Below are 16,627 nucleotides of genomic sequence, written 5' to 3'. Positions count from 1 at the left end.
TCAAGCAACCTTCAGAGCAGGGCTGCGACGCTTGCCAATCACCATCATCAGCGACAACAACTCCTCACCCTTCTTATGCATATCAGCCAGGATTGCCTGCAGCCGCTCAAACTCAGCATCATCAATCACACCATCATTCTTGATGTCAGCCTGGTACTCGCTGAACAAAGCACCCACATCTGCATACAACTCATTGAATTTCGCATGGATAGACTCCTGTGCGATCGACGCAGCATCAGGCATCTTCACAAATACCCCGCCAGTAGCATCAGCCACCACATCTGCAAAGTGAGTCGTTTTTGAAAGAGACTGCAACAACATCGTATCTTCCACCGACAGCTTTTGCCCCTTCACCTCATACACACGGTTATGCAAAGAAGCCTTAGACATACCTAGGAAAGCAGCTACCACATCCCAGGTACCATCCACTTCATTAATCATCCGTAAATTAGTTGCACGAACATCCATATTGTCGCCCCTTGTTTTTGTGGTGTTAACTTCTTGCGTTTATGAATACACTGCCGTCATTGCATCGCAGCAAATTCATGATTAATTTAATAAGGTGGAGATTCCAACCATGTACAATCAAAGTCCCTCAACAATGATTTTTATGAAAGGAATCTCCGATGAGCAATTCAGTGACATTTATCCAGGAAGGCCAAACTTTACGAGTCGAAGCCGAGCACACTATTGGCAAAAACTTGGCTCGTTTCAGTGTCGTTTTACCCAACAAAAACTACACACTACTTGCAGCACAGCAAGAGGCTATGAGACAAATAGCAAAAGACTTACTCAGCCTTGCGGATTCTCTTGGTCGAGCAGAGGCGCAATCTTCCGTGAGCGAGTAATTGCACCCAAAAAGTCAGCGCAACCCACAACTGACACAGGGGCACCAGATGAGACATTGAGTGAATCGCCATCTGGTGCAATACAGCCTTTCAAGTCGCGGCGAATTTCGCGCAGCACCCTAAGCACCTCTTCTTGCCCCTTGCTTTGCGCCGACACAGCAACAAGTGCCACCAGCGCCTGCGTATCTTTGATTTCATGCAGTGTTGACAGCAGCTTGTCTGCCTTGGCCTGGGCTTCATCGAGGCCGCTGGTATTGATAACGATGTCTAAAGTGTCGAGAGTCATGCGGCCTCCTGGGTGGTTTCTGTGTAAGGCGGGGTGTCTTTTAGTTCAGGTAAATTGAATACTTCAGGATGCTGGCTTTCAAAAAAACGAAGCCACGGTTTAGGTATTCCGTTATTTTTCCATTGCGAAACCGCGCCAGGGGTGACATCGCAAATTTCGGCAACTTTGGTAGTGCCGCCCAGCAAATCAATAAGTTTCGTAGCGTCCATTCCCAAACTTTAGCGCACTAAAGATAAGTTTGCAAGTTTCTTTAACGAACTAAACCGCTATTTATTTAGAATGCTAAACATGGAAACACTTAAAGACCGACTTACTGAGGTGATGGAAGACCTCAAAATAACCAGGGCAAAAGACCTGGCAATATTCTGCGATGTATCGGAAGGATTGGTGACGCAGTGGTTTTCTGGGCAGACCAATCTGGGGCCCAAGCCATTGAAAGCCTTCTCACGCACGCGATTCAATATTGACTGGATAGCTGATGGAACATTGCCCAAATACAGGGAGCAAGTCGCTAACGAAGGTTACGGAACCAGTAATCAGTTTTCAAAAGTGGCTGTAGCCGAACACGGCTCGCCCAATCTTATTGAAGTCCGCAAGGTAAATCTGCGCCTATCCGCAGGGATAATTGGCATTGCTCTAGATCAGCAAGAAAGCAACGGAGAGCCTCTTCTTGTTCAAAGAAGTTGGGTAGATAAAAATGGTTTTATACCAAGCAAACTTATTGCGGTTGCAATAAAGGGCGACAGTATGGAACCTGCTCTCTATGATGGCGATACTGTCATCATTAATACAGCAGATTGCAAGTTAAATGACGGAGATACCTACGCAGTCAACTATGAAGGCGAAGCCGTAGTTAAACGCCTAGTTCGAGATTTAGGTCAATGGTTTCTATCTTCAGATAATTCTGATAAAAGCAAATATGGCCGCAAGACTTGTCAGGGCAGTGCTTGCATCATTATAGGGAAAGTCGTTCACAAACAGAGTGACAGAATTTAATTCTCACTTCTTTTGTTTTTTCAATTTTCTTTCATACAAATTCCTATCAATTTCAGAAGCAATATACCAACAAAACCCACCCCCAATCAGCCATTTTGCCCCATCAAATGCGTCAACAAACGCATCTTTGCCACCAGATTTAGCAGCAAAAAAAAGCCAGGCAAGCCCTCCAAAAAAAGCTACTCCTGAGACCCACCTTTGCTGCGCAAAGATTCCTTTCTTTATATTAATAATAATTTCTTCTTTGGTCGCGCCTGGCGTTGCAACACCGCAATTCGGGCAAGCGATTGCCTCAGTCGATACCTGACGTTTACATTCCCTGCATTCCACTAGAGCCATATATCCTCCTCTAACTACTCTTACTATTAATATTTAATAATTATTTTACATTACATTTAATTTAGTTCGCTAAAGTTCTTTACTTTTTTAATTTAGCAGGCTAAAGTTACTCCATCACCCCACCAGATGGAGTCAACATGAAACACCCCACCCTCATCGACATCCTGTTCTACGCCACTTGCGCAATCGGCCTGCTGATCGCGCTCAGCATTGCTGGCTGCGACCAAATGAATGACGAGGCCAAATCTGCCGAAGTGCTGAGCAACGCCAAGCACATCGCCAGGCTCGATGCTGCTGAGCGTAGGCGTGAGGCGATAGAGCAGGCTTTCTTGCAGCAAGAGCGGCTGTCGGCTGGCCAGATGCGCTTTGTTGCCACTGCAAGAGGTGACAAATGAGACTCACCAAAGAAGAAGCCTTTGAGGTGTTCTGCGCGCTGCGCAACGAAGCAAGCAGGATAGAAGCCGATGCAAAGATGTTTATAGACTCTGGCGTGTGCGGCCCGGATGAAATCGAACGATCTTTAAAGCAGATGGGCGAAGCCTGCGCCCTGCGCGAACTCGCCAGTAAGATCAGCAAAGCCCAAGAAGCAGACGACCACGGGGTGCCAGCATGATGCGCACCTTGACTGCCAAATACACCATCGCCCGCAGCCTGTACAGCGTCCAGCGCAAGTTCGGGCACAGCCGCCGCACGGCTTTTCGCACTGCGCTGCAGGCATTTATCCCAGCTTGAGGCGCACACCATGGCCCGCACAAAGACCCCCGAACCAGACCTCGCCGCGCTTGAAATCGCGCACGGCCTGCTGGCGACCAGGTTGAGTTTTCAAGAGGCCATGAATCACCCGACATGGAAAGTAGTCATCAAGACCCGCGCCAGAAAACACATGCAGCAGCGCGAACAGTTCGACCTGAAGAAGCTGCAAGCCAACGACAACGACTGATTTTTTACCCGACAAGGACCATCATGCAAGCACAACCAAAGTTCGCCATCGACAATATGGTATACCACCCAGAAAGCAAACGCGCTGGCATTATTTGCGCAATTGAAACGGCCCGCGCCAACTCAGTTAGCGCCATCCTTTCAAGCGAACCACATCGCATCTATCGCCAGGTGAATACCCCTCTGGTTATCCGTTATCGCATCAACCCCTTCGACTACAGCGAAGGCCGCATCAACGAATGGGAAAAAGCAGCCGTCTGGGCAAACGAGGATGACATCATCCTGCTACCAGAAACCCCGCAAGTCACTATCAATGCCCCAAAAATCGGCACAGCCTGGCAAGGCGGCATCTACGCTGGCGTAGTCGCAGGCCAGGACGGCCAGCCAGACTACCACCTGATTCATGCGCCGGCAGAGTTCGAGATCAAAGACGCCAACTGGCAGACCGCCATCGAAAAAGCGCAAGCACCGGTCAACGGTTTCACCGACTGGTCACTACCAGACCGCCGCGAAGCCAGACTGCTGCACACCAACACGCCTGCAGGCTTTGATACAGACGGCTGGTACTGGACATCTACGCAGCTCGCGGGCTACCCCTCTTATGCATGGATGCAGAGTTTCAACGGTGGCGACCAGGGCTACTACCACAAGAGCGACGAGGACCGCGCGCGTGCCGTCCGCAGGTTATTAATCATTCAGTAATTTAATAATTTCCCCAACCAGCGCGAAGCGCTCGATTTAATTTTATCCAGTAAAGGAGTCAAAGTGAGCACCAAATCATTTGCAATCACCCTACAAGACCTACGGGACGGGCGCGTTAATGCCGAACTGTCCAAGCTGTTTGGCGATTTGATCAACACCGTCAAATCAACAGGCAAAAGCGGCGATATCACGCTGAAACTCAAAGTCAAACCTACAGGCCGCGGCCAGGATGTTGACAAGATTTTCATCGCCGATGCCATCACGGTCAACATGCCCAAGCCAGACCGTGGTGAAGATGTTTTCTGGCTCACAGATGACAACGAACTGTCCCGCAACCATCCACGTCAAGGCAATCTCGAATTGCGCGACGCTTCTCAACCAGCACCAATCAATTTTAAGGAAGCCAAATAATGTCCGACCAACAAACAGCACAACCAGGCGAACTGGCCACGTTTGCCGCCACATCAGACCAGGTACATATCGGCGCAGACACCATCGACCGCATTACTGAGCTGGCGCATGCATCGGTCTCTTATCAAGCGATAGGCGGCACGACACACCTGATCTTCCCGGAGAAGTATCAGCACAAAGACATCACCAGCATCATCGAAAAAGCGCAGCCCAATCCGAACCGCAAGACAGGCACAACCGTCTTGAACGACACAGCCAGCTTCTTGCAGTTTGTGCGTGATCAGGCTAAAGAAGCCACCGGCTATATTTTCGCTGACATTGAGGCTCGCAGCCTGACTGCCGTATTCAATCATCAAAAAGACGCGGTTGGCGGCTGGAAGGACCATCAAGCCATTTACCGGGCAGAGCTGAGTCGCGAAGCAACTACATGGATCAACAACAATAAGCGGCAAATGGAGCAAGAAGAATTTGCCATCTTCCTTGAAGATAATATCGCCGATATAGCAGAGCCATCAGGCGACATGCTGCTGACTGTCGCGTTGACTCTGCAGGCGAAAACAGAAGTGGCCTTTGCCAGCGCCCGCCGCCTCGATAATGGGCAAGTACAGTTCCTGTACAACGAAACTATCAATGCAACTGCAGGTGCTGGCAGCATTGAAATTCCCCGCGAATTCACACTCGGGATTCGCATATTCAAAAATGGCGACGGACTGAGAATCAAAGCCAGGCTCAAGTATCGCTTGACCCATCAAAGAGTCAAATTCTGGTACGAACTTGACCGCGTAGAGGATGGCATTGAATTGTGCTTTGCCGACTACATCGAACAAGTTTCAAAAGAGTCCGGCTACACGGTACTACTCGGCAAGCCATGACCTCCAGCTTCACCGAAGGCGATCACGTCGCCTTTACCTGCCACATCCTGGGCGAGGTACGCGGCGTGATCAAACACTTTACCCGCTGCATCAGCAACGGCCAGCCACATGCAGTGATTGAACTGCAGGGCGCTCACCCGCCCGGCTGCATGTGCAGTGAGCCAGTTGTTAATTTGAGGAAAGCACAATGATACCGACCATACTCACCGCAGGCGGTTCCTACTTTAATTTCAATGAGCCCGAAAAAAGCGATATTGAGATTGAGACGATTGCTCATGCACTTTCGCACATCTGCCGCTTCACTGGCCACTGCACCCGCTTCTACAGCGTCGCCCAGCACTGCTACATGGCTTCATTTGTCGTACCACCTGATCTGGCACTGGACGGCCTTATGCACGACGCAGCAGAGGCATACATTGGCGACGTATCCAAGCCTTTGAAAGTACTGCTACCTGACTATGCCGAGATTGAACGCCAGGTCGAAAATGCATTGATTCAACACTTTTCGCTGAAACATCAAGATCACCCATGGATTAAGCGGGCAGACCTCATCATGCTGGCAACAGAACAGCGCGACCTGATGCCAGACATTGGCGAAAACTGGTTTGCGGGCACCGACATCGTGCCAATGAAAGACCGCATCGAGCCGTGGGATTCAAAGACCGCAAAGCTCAAATTCTTACAGCGTTTCCACAACCTGACTTCTACACAGGTGGCAGCATGAGCAAAAAATCCAGAGCAAAACACCATTGCGCACGCCGAAATTGGAATGTCAAGCCAGCAGGCACCTATCTGTTTTTGAATCCTGCTCTCAACACGCAATCTGTTAATACTAACGTCGAGCTTGATGTATCGCAGCAGCAAGACATACGCATGCACGCCTGGCAATCTTATGCGGCCATTGCCAGCGGCAGTATTTCAACCATCGATAACTGGGCCATGGTTACTACGTCGATGAATATTGCTTTACTGCTGGCAGAGTACGGCTATGGCGTTGAGCATCAAGATGTATTTGTGCGCGCCCAAGAAGCACTCACCCGTTGCTATATCAGAGGCACAACAAAACACGTCTGGCGATTTGATGGCGCTGGCGTAAATGATGTACGCGATGCGCTTGAACTACATGACCAGCAATGCGCCCTGGTCACGCACAGCGATATCGCCAAGGCACTGCGCGAAATTGCGCAGCGAGTGGCTGAAGGCAATGTGTTTGAAGTTGAGGCGATTGCAGCATGAAACCATTACAACAAATATCCCGCGCAGGCGAAGTTGTTTTCGGCGATGCAAGCCTGAAAATTTGGGAAGAAGACATTCCTAGAGACTGGAAACCCAGGGAAAAATGGGAGCGCGATTTTAAACGCCAAGTATTTGCACGCATCATTCAGACCCTGAACCGCCTTGGCTGGACATGCACCATGCCAGAGATTGACGAAAACTCAGTAAAACATTATGGCGCCAAAGTCGCCAGATGGTCCGCTGAATCAAAGCGCTTTTGCAAAAAAGGCGATCTAAAAGCCGACCTGCATATCAGTGGACGCTGCATTGAGTTTGATATGTTCCAGTCAATCAACTGCCCTACTCGGCCTGACCATGAAGGGCGATATGAGTCGAACAAAGTAGCCTGCATGCCGTATCTGCTGCGCATCGAAATGGAGCGCACAAGGAGCAGGATTCGCGACTATTTGTGCAATGTCTTTACTGATTACCAGTTTAAAAAGCCCGACCCTGTCATGGGTCTGCTTGGTGTGACCGCAAATGAGTTTGCACAGCACGAACGCGCAACAACTGGACACTACGTTGCTGAACTGGATCGGGCACATACCAATATGACATGTAATGTCACTAGCAGGGACAAAGGAATTATTACCCATGGCTCCAGCGTGTTTGCAATTGGCGACAAAGGCCGCATCGTCACCGGCACCGCCTACTACGATCTTAATTCAACATGGCAGGTCGTCACCGGGCGATATGGATTCATGCGCTGCCAAGCCTATCAAATCTACATCAACAACCCAGGCGATTTAAGAACAAAACGCAACCAAGAAACACGCCTGAGGAAGTTGCAAAGAGAAAAGCAAAAGGCAATTGACGAAGAAAATTTTGAACGCGCAGCCATCATTCGCGACATTTTAAAAGCAGCAGCCTAACCCAGCACCACAACCACAACAGGAGCAACCATGGACACAGCAGTCAAACCAACACCCACCGTATCCGGCACACCCTACGCTGGCGGTTTTTACGCTGGACGCATCAATATCGAGGGCGAGCAGTACGCCATCATCGTCGCGCCAAAGGCAGCCGGTGAAGTCGAAGCCGCCTGGCACAAAGATGTTGCCGCAGCCAATAGCCTGAGCTTTTTTGATGGCCTTGCCAACACCAAAGCCATGGCCGAGGCAGGCAGCGAACAGGCGCAGCGCATGCTCAGCATGAGCATCTACGGCCTGAGCGACTGGTACCTGCCCAGCCGTGATGAACTGGAGCTGTGCTACCGCAACCTGAAGCCTACCAATGAGCAAAACTACTGCTGGCGCGGCGACAACCCCAGCAGCGTACCACCTGGTTACGCCTATTCACGCAACGAGCCAGCACAGACGACAGACTCAGCATTCATCACAGGCGGCGCGGAGGCATTTGAGCCTGAATGGTACTGGACCAGTACGCAGAACGCGGGCGACCCCTCTTATGCGTGGATGCAGAGTTTCGACGGTGGCGACCAGTACGGCTACCACAAGAGCTACGAGTACCGCGCGCGTGCCGTCCGCAGAGTCTTAATTATTGAGTAATTCAATAATTTCCACCATCACCGGGCGAAGCCCGAACCGATTTTTTTTAGGATGATTACCATGAGCAAAGCGCAATGGATGCAAGAAAACCTCAAGCCTGGCGAGATATACGCAGGCCTGATTTTGGGCAAAGAAGGCCAGCCAGACCATCACCTGTTTTTGCTGGAAGCAAAACCAGCTACCAAACTGAACTGGGAAGCGGCCAAGGCCTGGGCAGCCTCAGTGGGCGGCGAATTGCCTACACGCAGCGAACAATCCCTGTTGTTCGCCAATGCCAAAGAGCAGTTTGAACCGTACTACTACTGGTCTGGTGAGCAGGACGCGGGCTACCCCTCTTTTGCATGGATGCAGTATTTCAACGGTGGCAACCAGTACGACGACCGCAAGAGCAGCGAGTACCGCGCGCGTGCCGTCCGCAGATCAATTATTGAGTAATTCAATAATTTAGCCGCTTCTTAACCAGGGCGAAGCCCGAAACTTTTTTTCAGCATGGCCCTACACCACGATTTGCCGATTTACCAAAAAGCCTACGAGCTTTTGAAGCTGGCGACCAACGTCACCAAGAACATGCCCAAAGATTTTAAAGGCTCGATTGGTGGCGAAATTCGCAGCCTGTGCTTGCAGAACATTGTCCTTATCGCCAATGCCAATGCAGCCCAGGACAAGACCGCCTATCTATCGAAATTGCTGGAGCAAGTCCACGCCGCAGAAATACTGTTTCGCCTATGTAAAGACATGCGCTTTATATCAACAAAACAGTACGCAGAGGCAGTGCAATTGACAGATGACGTAGGAAAACAGGCAAACGGGTGGAAGAAATCCGCAGTAGTACCAGAGTCAGATACGAGGGTGTCAAGGCAGCCTCGTCAGAACTCATTATTTAAATCTGGTCATGCCGCTGGGTAGAACACCACCCACCGCCAAGCGCATCACAGATACCACCAGCCATGCTGGCAGGTCTGGCGCAGTTGCCAAGCTGATCGGCTTATGCCTTCGGCTTGATGACGTGGATAGCATGAATTACCGCAGAACGCGGGCAACCCCTCTTATGCATGGATGCAGAATTTCAACAATGGCAACCAGAACAACAACCACAAGAGCAACGAGTACCGCGCGCGTGCCGTCCGCAGATAAAAATGGTACCACCGAGGGCCATGCTGGCTTTTTACAGACTAAAAATATGAATAACTACCGATATCAATTCGTATCACTCTGCCCTACTAATGGTGATGCGATTATTTATACCCTAGAGATTCAATCTAAAAAGATGATTCATGTTGAACATATCATCACGGCGGCAGCACTACACAAATCTAATTACCATGAAAACATCGCAGATGATTTTATTAACCGATTTGGCGGGCATCAAACAATTACCGCGCTACATCATGGCGTAGAAATAATCACGGTTCGGGAAGCCAAATGATTCACTACCATGGCCTGCCGATTACACCTGCCACTGCTGCAGTCCGCGCTATAAGCGGCGGACATGCGTTTGTCTCATTTCGCCACGCAGACCAACTAACAATTGCGATTGAAGCAGCACAAAGTTTTGCAGTGGACAACGGTGCATTCTCTGCATGGGTAAGCGGCACACCAGTTACCGACTGGACAAGCTTTTACGCCTGGGTAAATGACATACACAAATATCCGAATTTTGATTTTGCATGCATTCCAGATGTGATTGATGGTGATGAAGATGCAAACGATGCTCTACTGAACGACTGGCCTTGGAGACTTTCAGCCCCTCACATAGGTGCACCGGTTTGGCATTTACATGAATCGCTGGATCGCCTTGAACGCCTAGCTGCGAACTGGCCACGTATTTGCCTGGGCAGCTCGGGGGAGTTTACAAAAATCGGGACCGCAAGATGGTGGAACAGAATGGCTGAAGCCATGGACATCATTTGCAATGAGTCCGGCCAACCAAACACCAAAATTCATGGCCTAAGGATGCTCAATCCGGAAGTGTTTACACGCTTCCCGTTTTCAAGTGCAGACAGTACCAATATTGCACAGAACATAGGTATTGATTCGGCCTGGAAAGGCACGTATACACCGCCCACAAAAGAAGCAAGGGCAGCGATTATGCGTGAACGAATCGAAAGTCAGCAATCATCGCCGCTTTGGATAAGGTCACTATCTCCCATCCAACTATCAATTGACCTTGTGGGTGAAATGCTATGAATGACTTTACATTCGAATCACTGGTACAAGCCTACTTCGACTGCCGCCAAAGCAAGCGCAACACGCCCAGCGCACTGGCATTTGAAGCCAACCTGGAACGCAACCTGATCAAGCTGAATGACGAACTGGCCGCAGGCACCTATGCGCCCGGCAAGTCCATCTGCTTTGTCGTCACCAAGCCCAAAGCCCGCGAAGTATGGGCGGCAGACTTCCGCGACCGCATCGTGCATCATCTGCTGTACAACCACATCGCCCCGCGCTTCTACGCCAGCTTTATTGCCGATAGCTGCGCATGCATACCAGGACGCGGCACCCTGTACGCGGCCAGGCGGTTAGAAGCCAAAATCCGCAGCGCATCGCAGAACTGGTCTAAGCCCACCTACTATCTGAAGATGGACCTGGCCAACTTCTTTGTGCAGATCGACAAATCCATCGTGCAACAGCAGCTCGCAAAGCGTATCGATGAGCCCTTCTGGATGGACTTGGCCAACACCATCCTCTGGCACGACCCGCGCCAGAATTTTGAGCTGCGCGGCGCTGCGCAACTGGCATCACTGGTACCGGCACACAAACGCCTGACCAACCAGCCGGCGCATCTGGGCCTGCCTATCGGCAACCTGTCCAGCCAGTTCTTTGCCAATGTCTATCTGGACGCGCTGGACCAGTACGCCAAGCACCAACTACGCGCCAGGCACTACATCCGCTACGTCGATGACTTCATCATCCTGCACGATTCAGCAGCCTGGCTCAATGATGCTCTGGCAAAGATAGATGCATGGCTACCCGCCCACCTGGGCGCAAGGCTCAACCACAGCAAAACCATCCTGCAGCCAGTTACTCGAGGAGTCGATTTCGTCGGCCACGTCATCAAGCCATGGCACACCACCACCCGCCGCAGGACAGTACACGAAGCCCAGGCCCGCATGCGCGCCGCATCAGACGCAGATTTTCACACCACGGCAAATAGCTACTTTGGCCTGCTACGCCAAAGCCCCGCCAGCCACCACGACCGCGCCTTGCTGGCCCGGCTGGCGCTGCGTAGGGGATTTGCGGTGGATAAACAATTGACGAAGACTTTTAGGAGGGCAACAACATGAATGCGATATCTACAGTAAAAGACTTTACCCCAACCAAAGAAGTCATCAGCCTTCATGGACTTGGCTTTATACAGTTGGTATTAGGCGGCGGCCAGCGCATGCACGTATGGCACCCAGACCTGCCAAGGCGCGGCTGTTTTGAACATTCTGCCGTACATAACCACCGCTTTGCATTTCGCTCACGCGTACTGAAGGGGATTCAGGTCAATCAACGTTGTGATCTGGAAGTCGTAAAGCCTGGAACCGGCACACATCTACTGATCAGCCACAATGGCCCACGCAGCGATAAAGGCGGAAGGGAAAGTTACCCGGTTGCTGATGTCAACATCATCATGCGCGAAATTGAACAGTATGGCCCAGGCCAGGAATACTACATGCCAGCGCTGGAATATCACCATACACCGTGCAAGGGTATCGTCGTGACAATCATGCAAAAGATGGGAGAAGGCACCATCCACGCATGCAGTGTTTGTCGTCGCGGTGTTGATTTTCACTATGACTTTGACCGCCACCAGCTTTCGCCTGAGCAGCTTTTTGCTTACGTGATTGATGCTTTGAGCTCGGAGACATGATCATGGCTGATCTGCATTTAAACCTGAAGAAAGAATATTTCGACGCCATCAAGGCTGGAACCAAGAAATATGAATATCGTAAGGTAACGCCGTACTGGTCAAAGCGCCTTGAACATCCTCACTACATCAACATTATTCTGAAATGCGGCTATCCACGTAGCGATGATCAAGAAAGAATCATCAAGCGCCGCTTTGTTGGATGGCACAAAGAAACTATAACGCATCCGCACTTTGGCAATAAACCAGTTGAAGTGTATGCAATTCATGTTGGCGAAATTCCAAAGGAGGAATGATGGAGCAAATTTTTGAAGACGTTGTGATATCGATCTATCCAGTTGAAAAAACTGAAGACGGATTTATAGTCGCCTTGATGGTAACTACAAAAACAGAAAGCCAGGCAAATGCTGCTGCAATAGCATTAGAAAAATTGATTTGCGGGCAGCAAATAGAACACAACGACTAATAAGATTAAAAAGGACAAGAAGCCGTGAGCCAAGATACAACAGGCAGCTATAAACATTTGCTTGAAAACAGCTATCACATCCAATGCGAGTTGGATGAGGAAATGAGCCGGGAAGCGTTTTTAGCCGACTACATTTTTTGCTTCATTACCTACGACAGCGATATGGGCGAGATATTCGCCAGCAAAGCACTGGAAGTCTGCACCGCCGTCAGCAACCAAACAATCATCAGCTATATAGAAAACGAAGATGATTACCGCTGGTTCCTGCTCATGATCAACATGCCATTCTTTGCAGGGCGACTGAATTGGGGCACATCAATTCGCGGGGCCTGGTGGAACCATGAAGGCCAAACGCTCGAAACCTGCGGGCTTTGGAGGGGTAATAAGCAAGCCCTTTTACTGAATTTCACAAGGCATGAGTGGAAGGACTTTATTGCAGCAATGGCAGAGTTTTCTACAGAAACACAGAATATAGCGAGGACGGCATGAATACAAACGAACCAGACCTGATAGAACGCCTGGCCAGCGCGGTTGCAAGGCATATCAAGCCAGCCATTCCGCTGAGCATTGACATGTGGGATATAAGCACGATTGCCGAGTACATCAAGCGCGACCCGGCAACGGTGCGTGAGCGGCTGGCCTGCTTGCCTGATTTTCCGCGCGCGGTGCGCCTACCTTCCGCCAAGGGACACAAAGGCCAGCCCCTCTATAAAGCCACCGAGGTCATCTCCTGGGTGGAAAAATACAAAGAGAAACATTAGTCGAGCCTGTCGGCCATGTTTTCTGCGGTCTCGTTATAATAAATTTGCAGCATGCGCAAGTCTTTATGCCCCACCATGCGCGCCAGGTCAAGCACGTTCAGTTTCTTGGCCAGGCGCGTAATGGCTTCATGGCGCGTGTCATGAAAGGTCAGGTTTTCAATCAGGCATTGCGCTGTTGCCTTGGCAAAGATAGCGCTCAACCTGGGCGGCGTCTGCAAAAACAGGGGGACATCATCTTTCTCTTGTGCCGGCAGGCAGGCCAATATCTCCCGCGCTACCTTCGACAAGGGCACATCACGCTCTGAGCCGTTCTTTGTACTATCCAGATGGGCGACTCGCCCCTTGATCGACTTGTTGGTCAGGCTACAAATTTCCGCCTGGCGCATTGCTGTCTCAATGGCAAATAGAAACGCAGCCCCAGCGGCCTGCTTCTTTGTCGTCACCGGCTGGAAATCAAACCCAAGATTCACGCTGATGCGCTCAATCTCATCGTCCGATATCAATCTGTCGCGTGAAGGTGATTCTTTTGGCCGCCTGACGTTGCGCGTGGGACTTTGCACTATCCACTGCCATTCCTTGACCGCAGTGTGAAACACATTACTCAGCAGATTAAGGTCGCGGTTAAAAGTGGATCCGGTCACTGCCCGCCATTCAGGACTACCCACCAGGCGCATGTCGCGGAACTTGCCCAGCACTTCTGGGGTGATGTCCACCAGCTCATAGTCGCCAAGACGCTTTCCGAATACTTGATAGTCACACATCCAGGTAAGGCGCTTCACTTCCCACTGGTGGCCGCGCTTGGTAGGTGACACCTCTTTCTCATAGCGGCGGCAGGCATCTTCCAACGTCTTGCCATGGACCGTGCCGGTAGCAAGGTTATTTCTGAGATCTGCCTCAAGTTGTGTTGCCCAGGCAACAGCTTGCGCTTTTGTTGCAAATGACTTACTTTGTCGCGTGCCCATGATTGCCACCTGAGCCCGCCACGCCCCTTCACGCTTACTATAGCTCGCCATACACCCTCCAAATAAATGGTGGCGTAATTATGGTGTAAATCTGGCGTAATGGCAGCAAGAAATTATCGGTTTTTATCGGTATTTTGCCGAATGGACAGGCAGTTAAAAATGTACTTAACTCGTTGATTTAACTACATTTTCTGCTGTTTTTGATGGTTTGTTGCTTGTGCTTCTGGTCCCGCCGACAGGAATCGAACCTGTATCTTACGCTTAGGAGGCATACGTTCTATCCATTGAACTACGGCGAGACACGGTGAGAAATGGCAAGTTTTGCTTGTGCATTTCTCAATCAGCCCGCCATCTTACCTGAGCTTGGGCCAACAATCAATTCAGCAGATGAGTTTAGGTGCCCCCTAGCGTACAATACTGCTTTTCTCCAATTTATGTCCGCGCATCTCCATGATGCCGGTTTCACAGGGTTTTATGGCAGTTATCTCATTAAGCGATGCCCAATTGGCATTCGGTCACGTTGCTCTGCTCGATCATGCAGAGTTTTCCATAGAGGCAGGCGAGCGTGTTGGCCTGATCGGGCGCAATGGTACTGGCAAGTCTTCTTTGCTGAAGATTATTGCCCGCAAGTCCAAGATTGATGACGGCCTGCTGGTCATGCAGCAAGGCATACAGATCGCCTATGTTGAGCAGGAACCGCAATTTGACATGGAGCTCAGCGTGTTCGACGCTGTGGCATCCGGTCTGGGTGAGCTGCCTGCCCTGTTGCAGGAATATGAAGCATTGACTGGCCAGTTTGGTGGTGACAGTGATGATGCCCTGATGGAGCGCATGCACGACATACAGGTGAAGCTGGATGCGGCTGACGCATGGAGCCTGGGTAACAAGGTAGAAACCACGCTGGACAAGCTGAACCTGTCCAAAGACGCCATCATGGGTACGCTGTCGGGCGGTATGAAAAAGCGCGTGGCCCTGGCCTGTGCTTTGGTCAGCGCACCGGATGTCCTGCTGCTTGATGAACCAACCAATCACCTGGATTTTTCATCGATACAATGGCTGGAAGCTCTGCTGAAAGACTTTAAAGGCAGCGTGCTGTTCATCACCCATGACCGTAGTTTTCTGGATAATGTAGCGACGCGCATCATAGAACTGGATCGCGGCAAGCTGACTTCTTTCCCTGGCAATTTCACAACTTACCAGTCCCGCAAAGCGGATCTGCTGGAAAATGAAGAAGTGGAAAACGCCAAGTTTGACAAGTTTTTGGCGCAAGAAGAAATCTGGATACGCAAAGGCGTCAAAGCCCGTCGCGTGCGCGATGAAGGCCGCGTCAAGCGCCTGGAACAATTGCGCCTGCAACGTAGCGCCCGTCGTGAACAGCAAGGCCAGGTCAAGCTGGATGTAGGCTCTGGTGAACGCTCAGGCAAGATCGTGGCAGAACTGGAAAATGTCAGCAAGCGCTTTGGCGACAAAGTCATCATCGATGATTTCTCCAGCATTATTTTGCGTGGCGACAAGGTGGGTCTCATTGGCCAGAATGGTGCCGGTAAAACCACCTTGCTGAAACTGATTTTGGGTCAGGATGAACCGGACAGTGGCACCATCAAGCAAGGCAGCAAATTGCAGATCGCTTACTTTGATCAGATGCGTGCGCAACTGAATGAAGAAGCCAGTCTGGCAGACACGATAGCCCCAGGTAGTGACTGGGTAGAAGTGAATGGTCAGCGCAAGCATGTGATGTCTTATCTGGGTGACTTTTTGTTCGCCCCTGAGCGCGCACGCTCACCGGTTAAATCATTGTCTGGTGGTGAACGCAACCGCCTCTTGCTAGCCCGCCTGTTTGCCAAGCCAGCCAACGCACTGGTGCTGGATGAACCGACCAATGATCTGGATATCGACACGCTGGAATTGCTGGAAGAATTGCTGGAAGAATATACTGGCACTGTCTTCTTGGTCAGCCATGACCGCACCTTCCTCGACAATGTGGTGACTCAGGTTATCGTTGCTGAAGGTGAAGGCCAGTGGCGTGAATTTATTGGTGGCTACACCGACTGGGAACGCTATCGCAGCACAGTACCGGTCACCAAAACAGCGAAGACCGAGCAAAAACCGACTGTAGCAGCAGTATCAACCATGAGTGCGCCAGCAGCAGCCAAGCCGAAAAAGCTCAGCTACAAAGAGCAGCGCGAACTGGAGGAATTACCCAAGCTGATCGCTTCTCTCGAAGCCGAGCAGGCATCCATCACCGAAAAACTGGCCGATGCCAATCTGTATAAAAACGGCCCGGAGCAAGCCAATCTCTTGAATGCCCGTCATGCTGAGATTGACGAGCAATTACTGGAGGCTTTGGAAAAATGGGAAGTGATAGAAGCACGTAGCAAAGGCTAAAACTAACAGACTGTAATAGAATGC

29 protein-coding genes and 1 tRNA gene are annotated in these 16,627 nt (G+C 50.7%); 23 read left to right on the top strand and 7 right to left on the bottom strand.

Translation table 11 applies throughout. The features are described 5' to 3' along the window. From UNDYM_RS08100 to UNDYM_RS08090, 3 genes are all read right to left on the bottom strand, one after another. The gene (locus UNDYM_RS08100) at positions 1-468 is read right to left on the bottom strand and encodes a YmfL family putative regulatory protein (RefSeq protein WP_162040590.1); all 468 of its coding nucleotides are present in this window, start codon (positions 466-468) and stop codon (positions 1-3) included. A 324-nt stretch (positions 469-792) separates the two neighbouring features. Then, complete coding sequence (locus tag UNDYM_RS08095) at positions 793-1,134, bottom strand: hypothetical protein (RefSeq protein ID WP_162040589.1); 342 nt, start codon at positions 1,132-1,134, stop codon at positions 793-795. Beyond that, positions 1,131-1,343, bottom strand: coding sequence for a Cro/CI family transcriptional regulator (locus UNDYM_RS08090; RefSeq protein ID WP_162040588.1), 213 nt, complete (start codon positions 1,341-1,343; stop codon positions 1,131-1,133). Before UNDYM_RS08090 ends, UNDYM_RS08095 begins: the two co-directional genes overlap by 4 nt. A 79-nt stretch (positions 1,344-1,422) precedes the next feature. On the opposite strand from UNDYM_RS08090, the gene UNDYM_RS08085 reads away from it, so the two are divergent. Then, positions 1,423-2,130, top strand: a complete 708-nt coding sequence (locus UNDYM_RS08085) for a LexA family transcriptional regulator (protein WP_162040587.1) — start codon at positions 1,423-1,425, stop codon at positions 2,128-2,130. Positions 2,131-2,133: 3 nt separating this feature from the next. Here UNDYM_RS08085 and UNDYM_RS08080 read toward each other — a convergent pair whose 3' ends face one another. Next, positions 2,134-2,469, bottom strand: coding sequence for a hypothetical protein (locus UNDYM_RS08080; RefSeq protein WP_162040586.1), 336 nt, complete (start codon positions 2,467-2,469; stop codon positions 2,134-2,136). Positions 2,470-2,606: 137 nt separating this feature from the next. Here UNDYM_RS08080 and UNDYM_RS08075 point away from each other — a divergent pair, with 137 nt between their 5' ends. The 7 genes from UNDYM_RS08075 to UNDYM_RS08050 all read left to right on the top strand — a co-directional run bounded on the left by UNDYM_RS08075 (position 2,607) and on the right by UNDYM_RS08050 (position 5,393). Then, the gene (locus UNDYM_RS08075) at positions 2,607-2,864 is read left to right on the top strand and encodes a hypothetical protein (protein ID WP_162040585.1); all 258 of its coding nucleotides are present in this window, start codon (positions 2,607-2,609) and stop codon (positions 2,862-2,864) included. Further along, complete coding sequence (locus UNDYM_RS08070; RefSeq protein ID WP_162040584.1) at positions 2,861-3,082, top strand: hypothetical protein; 222 nt, start codon at positions 2,861-2,863, stop codon at positions 3,080-3,082. The genes UNDYM_RS08075 and UNDYM_RS08070 overlap by 4 nt, the downstream gene beginning before the upstream one ends. Continuing rightward, positions 3,079-3,201 carry a hypothetical protein gene (locus tag UNDYM_RS31070; protein WP_255456538.1) on the top strand — a complete coding sequence of 41 codons (123 nt, stop codon included), beginning with the start codon at positions 3,079-3,081 and terminating at the stop codon, positions 3,199-3,201. The genes UNDYM_RS08070 and UNDYM_RS31070 overlap by 4 nt, the downstream gene beginning before the upstream one ends. A gap of 10 nt (positions 3,202-3,211) precedes the next feature. Then, positions 3,212-3,409 carry a hypothetical protein gene (locus UNDYM_RS08065; RefSeq protein WP_162040583.1) on the top strand — a complete coding sequence of 66 codons (198 nt, stop codon included), beginning with the start codon at positions 3,212-3,214 and terminating at the stop codon, positions 3,407-3,409. A gap of 23 nt (positions 3,410-3,432) precedes the next feature. Then, positions 3,433-4,110, top strand: a complete 678-nt coding sequence (locus UNDYM_RS08060) for a DUF1566 domain-containing protein (RefSeq protein ID WP_162040582.1) — start codon at positions 3,433-3,435, stop codon at positions 4,108-4,110. A gap of 63 nt (positions 4,111-4,173) precedes the next feature. Beyond that, the gene (locus UNDYM_RS08055) at positions 4,174-4,521 is read left to right on the top strand and encodes a hypothetical protein (protein ID WP_162040581.1); all 348 of its coding nucleotides are present in this window, start codon (positions 4,174-4,176) and stop codon (positions 4,519-4,521) included. Further along, positions 4,521-5,393, top strand: coding sequence for a DUF2303 family protein (locus UNDYM_RS08050; RefSeq protein ID WP_162040580.1), 873 nt, complete (start codon positions 4,521-4,523; stop codon positions 5,391-5,393). The genes UNDYM_RS08055 and UNDYM_RS08050 overlap by 1 nt, the downstream gene beginning before the upstream one ends. Here UNDYM_RS08050 and UNDYM_RS08045 read toward each other — a convergent pair. Beyond that, positions 5,366-5,530: a hypothetical protein gene (locus UNDYM_RS08045; protein ID WP_162040579.1), complete on the bottom strand. Its 165-nt coding sequence runs from the start codon at positions 5,528-5,530 to the stop codon at positions 5,366-5,368. The genes UNDYM_RS08050 and UNDYM_RS08045 overlap by 28 nt on opposite strands. A gap of 50 nt (positions 5,531-5,580) precedes the next feature. Here UNDYM_RS08045 and UNDYM_RS08040 point away from each other — a divergent pair, with 50 nt between their 5' ends. From UNDYM_RS08040 to UNDYM_RS07975, 14 genes are read left to right on the top strand one after another with little or no spacing between them, the layout of a single operon-like run. Further along, the gene (locus tag UNDYM_RS08040; protein ID WP_162040578.1) at positions 5,581-6,117 is read left to right on the top strand and encodes a metal-dependent phosphohydrolase; all 537 of its coding nucleotides are present in this window, start codon (positions 5,581-5,583) and stop codon (positions 6,115-6,117) included. After that, positions 6,114-6,629 (top strand): hypothetical protein, encoded by a 516-nt coding sequence (locus UNDYM_RS08035; protein WP_162040577.1) that lies wholly within the window; start codon positions 6,114-6,116, stop codon positions 6,627-6,629. The genes UNDYM_RS08040 and UNDYM_RS08035 overlap by 4 nt, the downstream gene beginning before the upstream one ends. After that, positions 6,626-7,540: a UvrB/UvrC motif-containing protein gene (locus UNDYM_RS08030; RefSeq protein WP_162040576.1), complete on the top strand. Its 915-nt coding sequence runs from the start codon at positions 6,626-6,628 to the stop codon at positions 7,538-7,540. Before UNDYM_RS08035 ends, UNDYM_RS08030 begins: the two co-directional genes overlap by 4 nt. Before the next feature lie 30 nt (positions 7,541-7,570). After that, positions 7,571-8,176, top strand: coding sequence for a DUF1566 domain-containing protein (locus tag UNDYM_RS08025; RefSeq protein WP_162040575.1), 606 nt, complete (start codon positions 7,571-7,573; stop codon positions 8,174-8,176). A gap of 60 nt (positions 8,177-8,236) precedes the next feature. Further along, positions 8,237-8,611 (top strand): DUF1566 domain-containing protein, encoded by a 375-nt coding sequence (locus tag UNDYM_RS08020; protein WP_162040574.1) that lies wholly within the window; start codon positions 8,237-8,239, stop codon positions 8,609-8,611. A 54-nt stretch (positions 8,612-8,665) separates the two neighbouring features. Then, a complete protein-coding gene (locus UNDYM_RS08015) occupies positions 8,666-9,082 on the top strand; it encodes a four helix bundle protein (protein WP_162040573.1) in 417 nt (138 codons plus the stop codon). Next, the gene (locus UNDYM_RS30565) at positions 9,069-9,602 is read left to right on the top strand and encodes a hypothetical protein (RefSeq protein ID WP_232063827.1); all 534 of its coding nucleotides are present in this window, start codon (positions 9,069-9,071) and stop codon (positions 9,600-9,602) included. The genes UNDYM_RS08015 and UNDYM_RS30565 overlap by 14 nt, the downstream gene beginning before the upstream one ends. Next, positions 9,599-10,363 (top strand): hypothetical protein, encoded by a 765-nt coding sequence (locus UNDYM_RS08005; RefSeq protein WP_162040572.1) that lies wholly within the window; start codon positions 9,599-9,601, stop codon positions 10,361-10,363. Before UNDYM_RS30565 ends, UNDYM_RS08005 begins: the two co-directional genes overlap by 4 nt. Next, a complete protein-coding gene (locus tag UNDYM_RS08000; RefSeq protein ID WP_162040571.1) occupies positions 10,360-11,460 on the top strand; it encodes an RNA-directed DNA polymerase in 1,101 nt (366 codons plus the stop codon). The genes UNDYM_RS08005 and UNDYM_RS08000 overlap by 4 nt, the downstream gene beginning before the upstream one ends. Then, positions 11,457-12,032: a hypothetical protein gene (locus UNDYM_RS07995; RefSeq protein WP_162040570.1), complete on the top strand. Its 576-nt coding sequence runs from the start codon at positions 11,457-11,459 to the stop codon at positions 12,030-12,032. The genes UNDYM_RS08000 and UNDYM_RS07995 overlap by 4 nt, the downstream gene beginning before the upstream one ends. A 2-nt stretch (positions 12,033-12,034) precedes the next feature. Continuing rightward, a complete protein-coding gene (locus UNDYM_RS07990) occupies positions 12,035-12,325 on the top strand; it encodes an ASCH domain-containing protein (protein ID WP_162040569.1) in 291 nt (96 codons plus the stop codon). Then, positions 12,325-12,495 carry a hypothetical protein gene (locus tag UNDYM_RS07985; RefSeq protein WP_162040568.1) on the top strand — a complete coding sequence of 57 codons (171 nt, stop codon included), beginning with the start codon at positions 12,325-12,327 and terminating at the stop codon, positions 12,493-12,495. Before UNDYM_RS07990 ends, UNDYM_RS07985 begins: the two co-directional genes overlap by 1 nt. Positions 12,496-12,519: 24 nt before the next feature. After that, positions 12,520-12,984, top strand: a complete 465-nt coding sequence (locus UNDYM_RS07980) for a hypothetical protein (protein WP_162040567.1) — start codon at positions 12,520-12,522, stop codon at positions 12,982-12,984. After that, entirely contained in the window at positions 12,981-13,256 is a 276-nt protein-coding gene (locus tag UNDYM_RS07975) for a hypothetical protein (RefSeq protein ID WP_162040566.1), read from the top strand. The genes UNDYM_RS07980 and UNDYM_RS07975 overlap by 4 nt, the downstream gene beginning before the upstream one ends. On the opposite strand, the gene UNDYM_RS07970 is transcribed toward UNDYM_RS07975, so the two are convergent. Then, a complete protein-coding gene (locus UNDYM_RS07970; RefSeq protein ID WP_162040565.1) occupies positions 13,253-14,269 on the bottom strand; it encodes a site-specific integrase in 1,017 nt (338 codons plus the stop codon). The genes UNDYM_RS07975 and UNDYM_RS07970 overlap by 4 nt on opposite strands. Before the next feature lie 173 nt (positions 14,270-14,442). Beyond that, positions 14,443-14,517 (bottom strand) — tRNA-Arg (locus UNDYM_RS07965). Positions 14,518-14,692: 175 nt separating this feature from the next. Here UNDYM_RS07965 and UNDYM_RS07960 point away from each other — a divergent pair. Next, positions 14,693-16,603: an ATP-binding cassette domain-containing protein gene (locus UNDYM_RS07960; RefSeq protein WP_162040564.1), complete on the top strand. Its 1,911-nt coding sequence runs from the start codon at positions 14,693-14,695 to the stop codon at positions 16,601-16,603. The last annotated feature ends 24 nt before the right edge of the window (positions 16,604-16,627 follow it).

The sequence above is a fragment of the Undibacterium sp. YM2 genome (genome assembly GCF_009937975.1).
In the GTDB taxonomy this organism is placed as follows: domain Bacteria; phylum Pseudomonadota; class Gammaproteobacteria; order Burkholderiales; family Burkholderiaceae_D; genus Undibacterium.
Note: the sequence above shows the minus strand (reverse complement) of the source record. Positions and strands in the feature narration are given on the sequence as shown.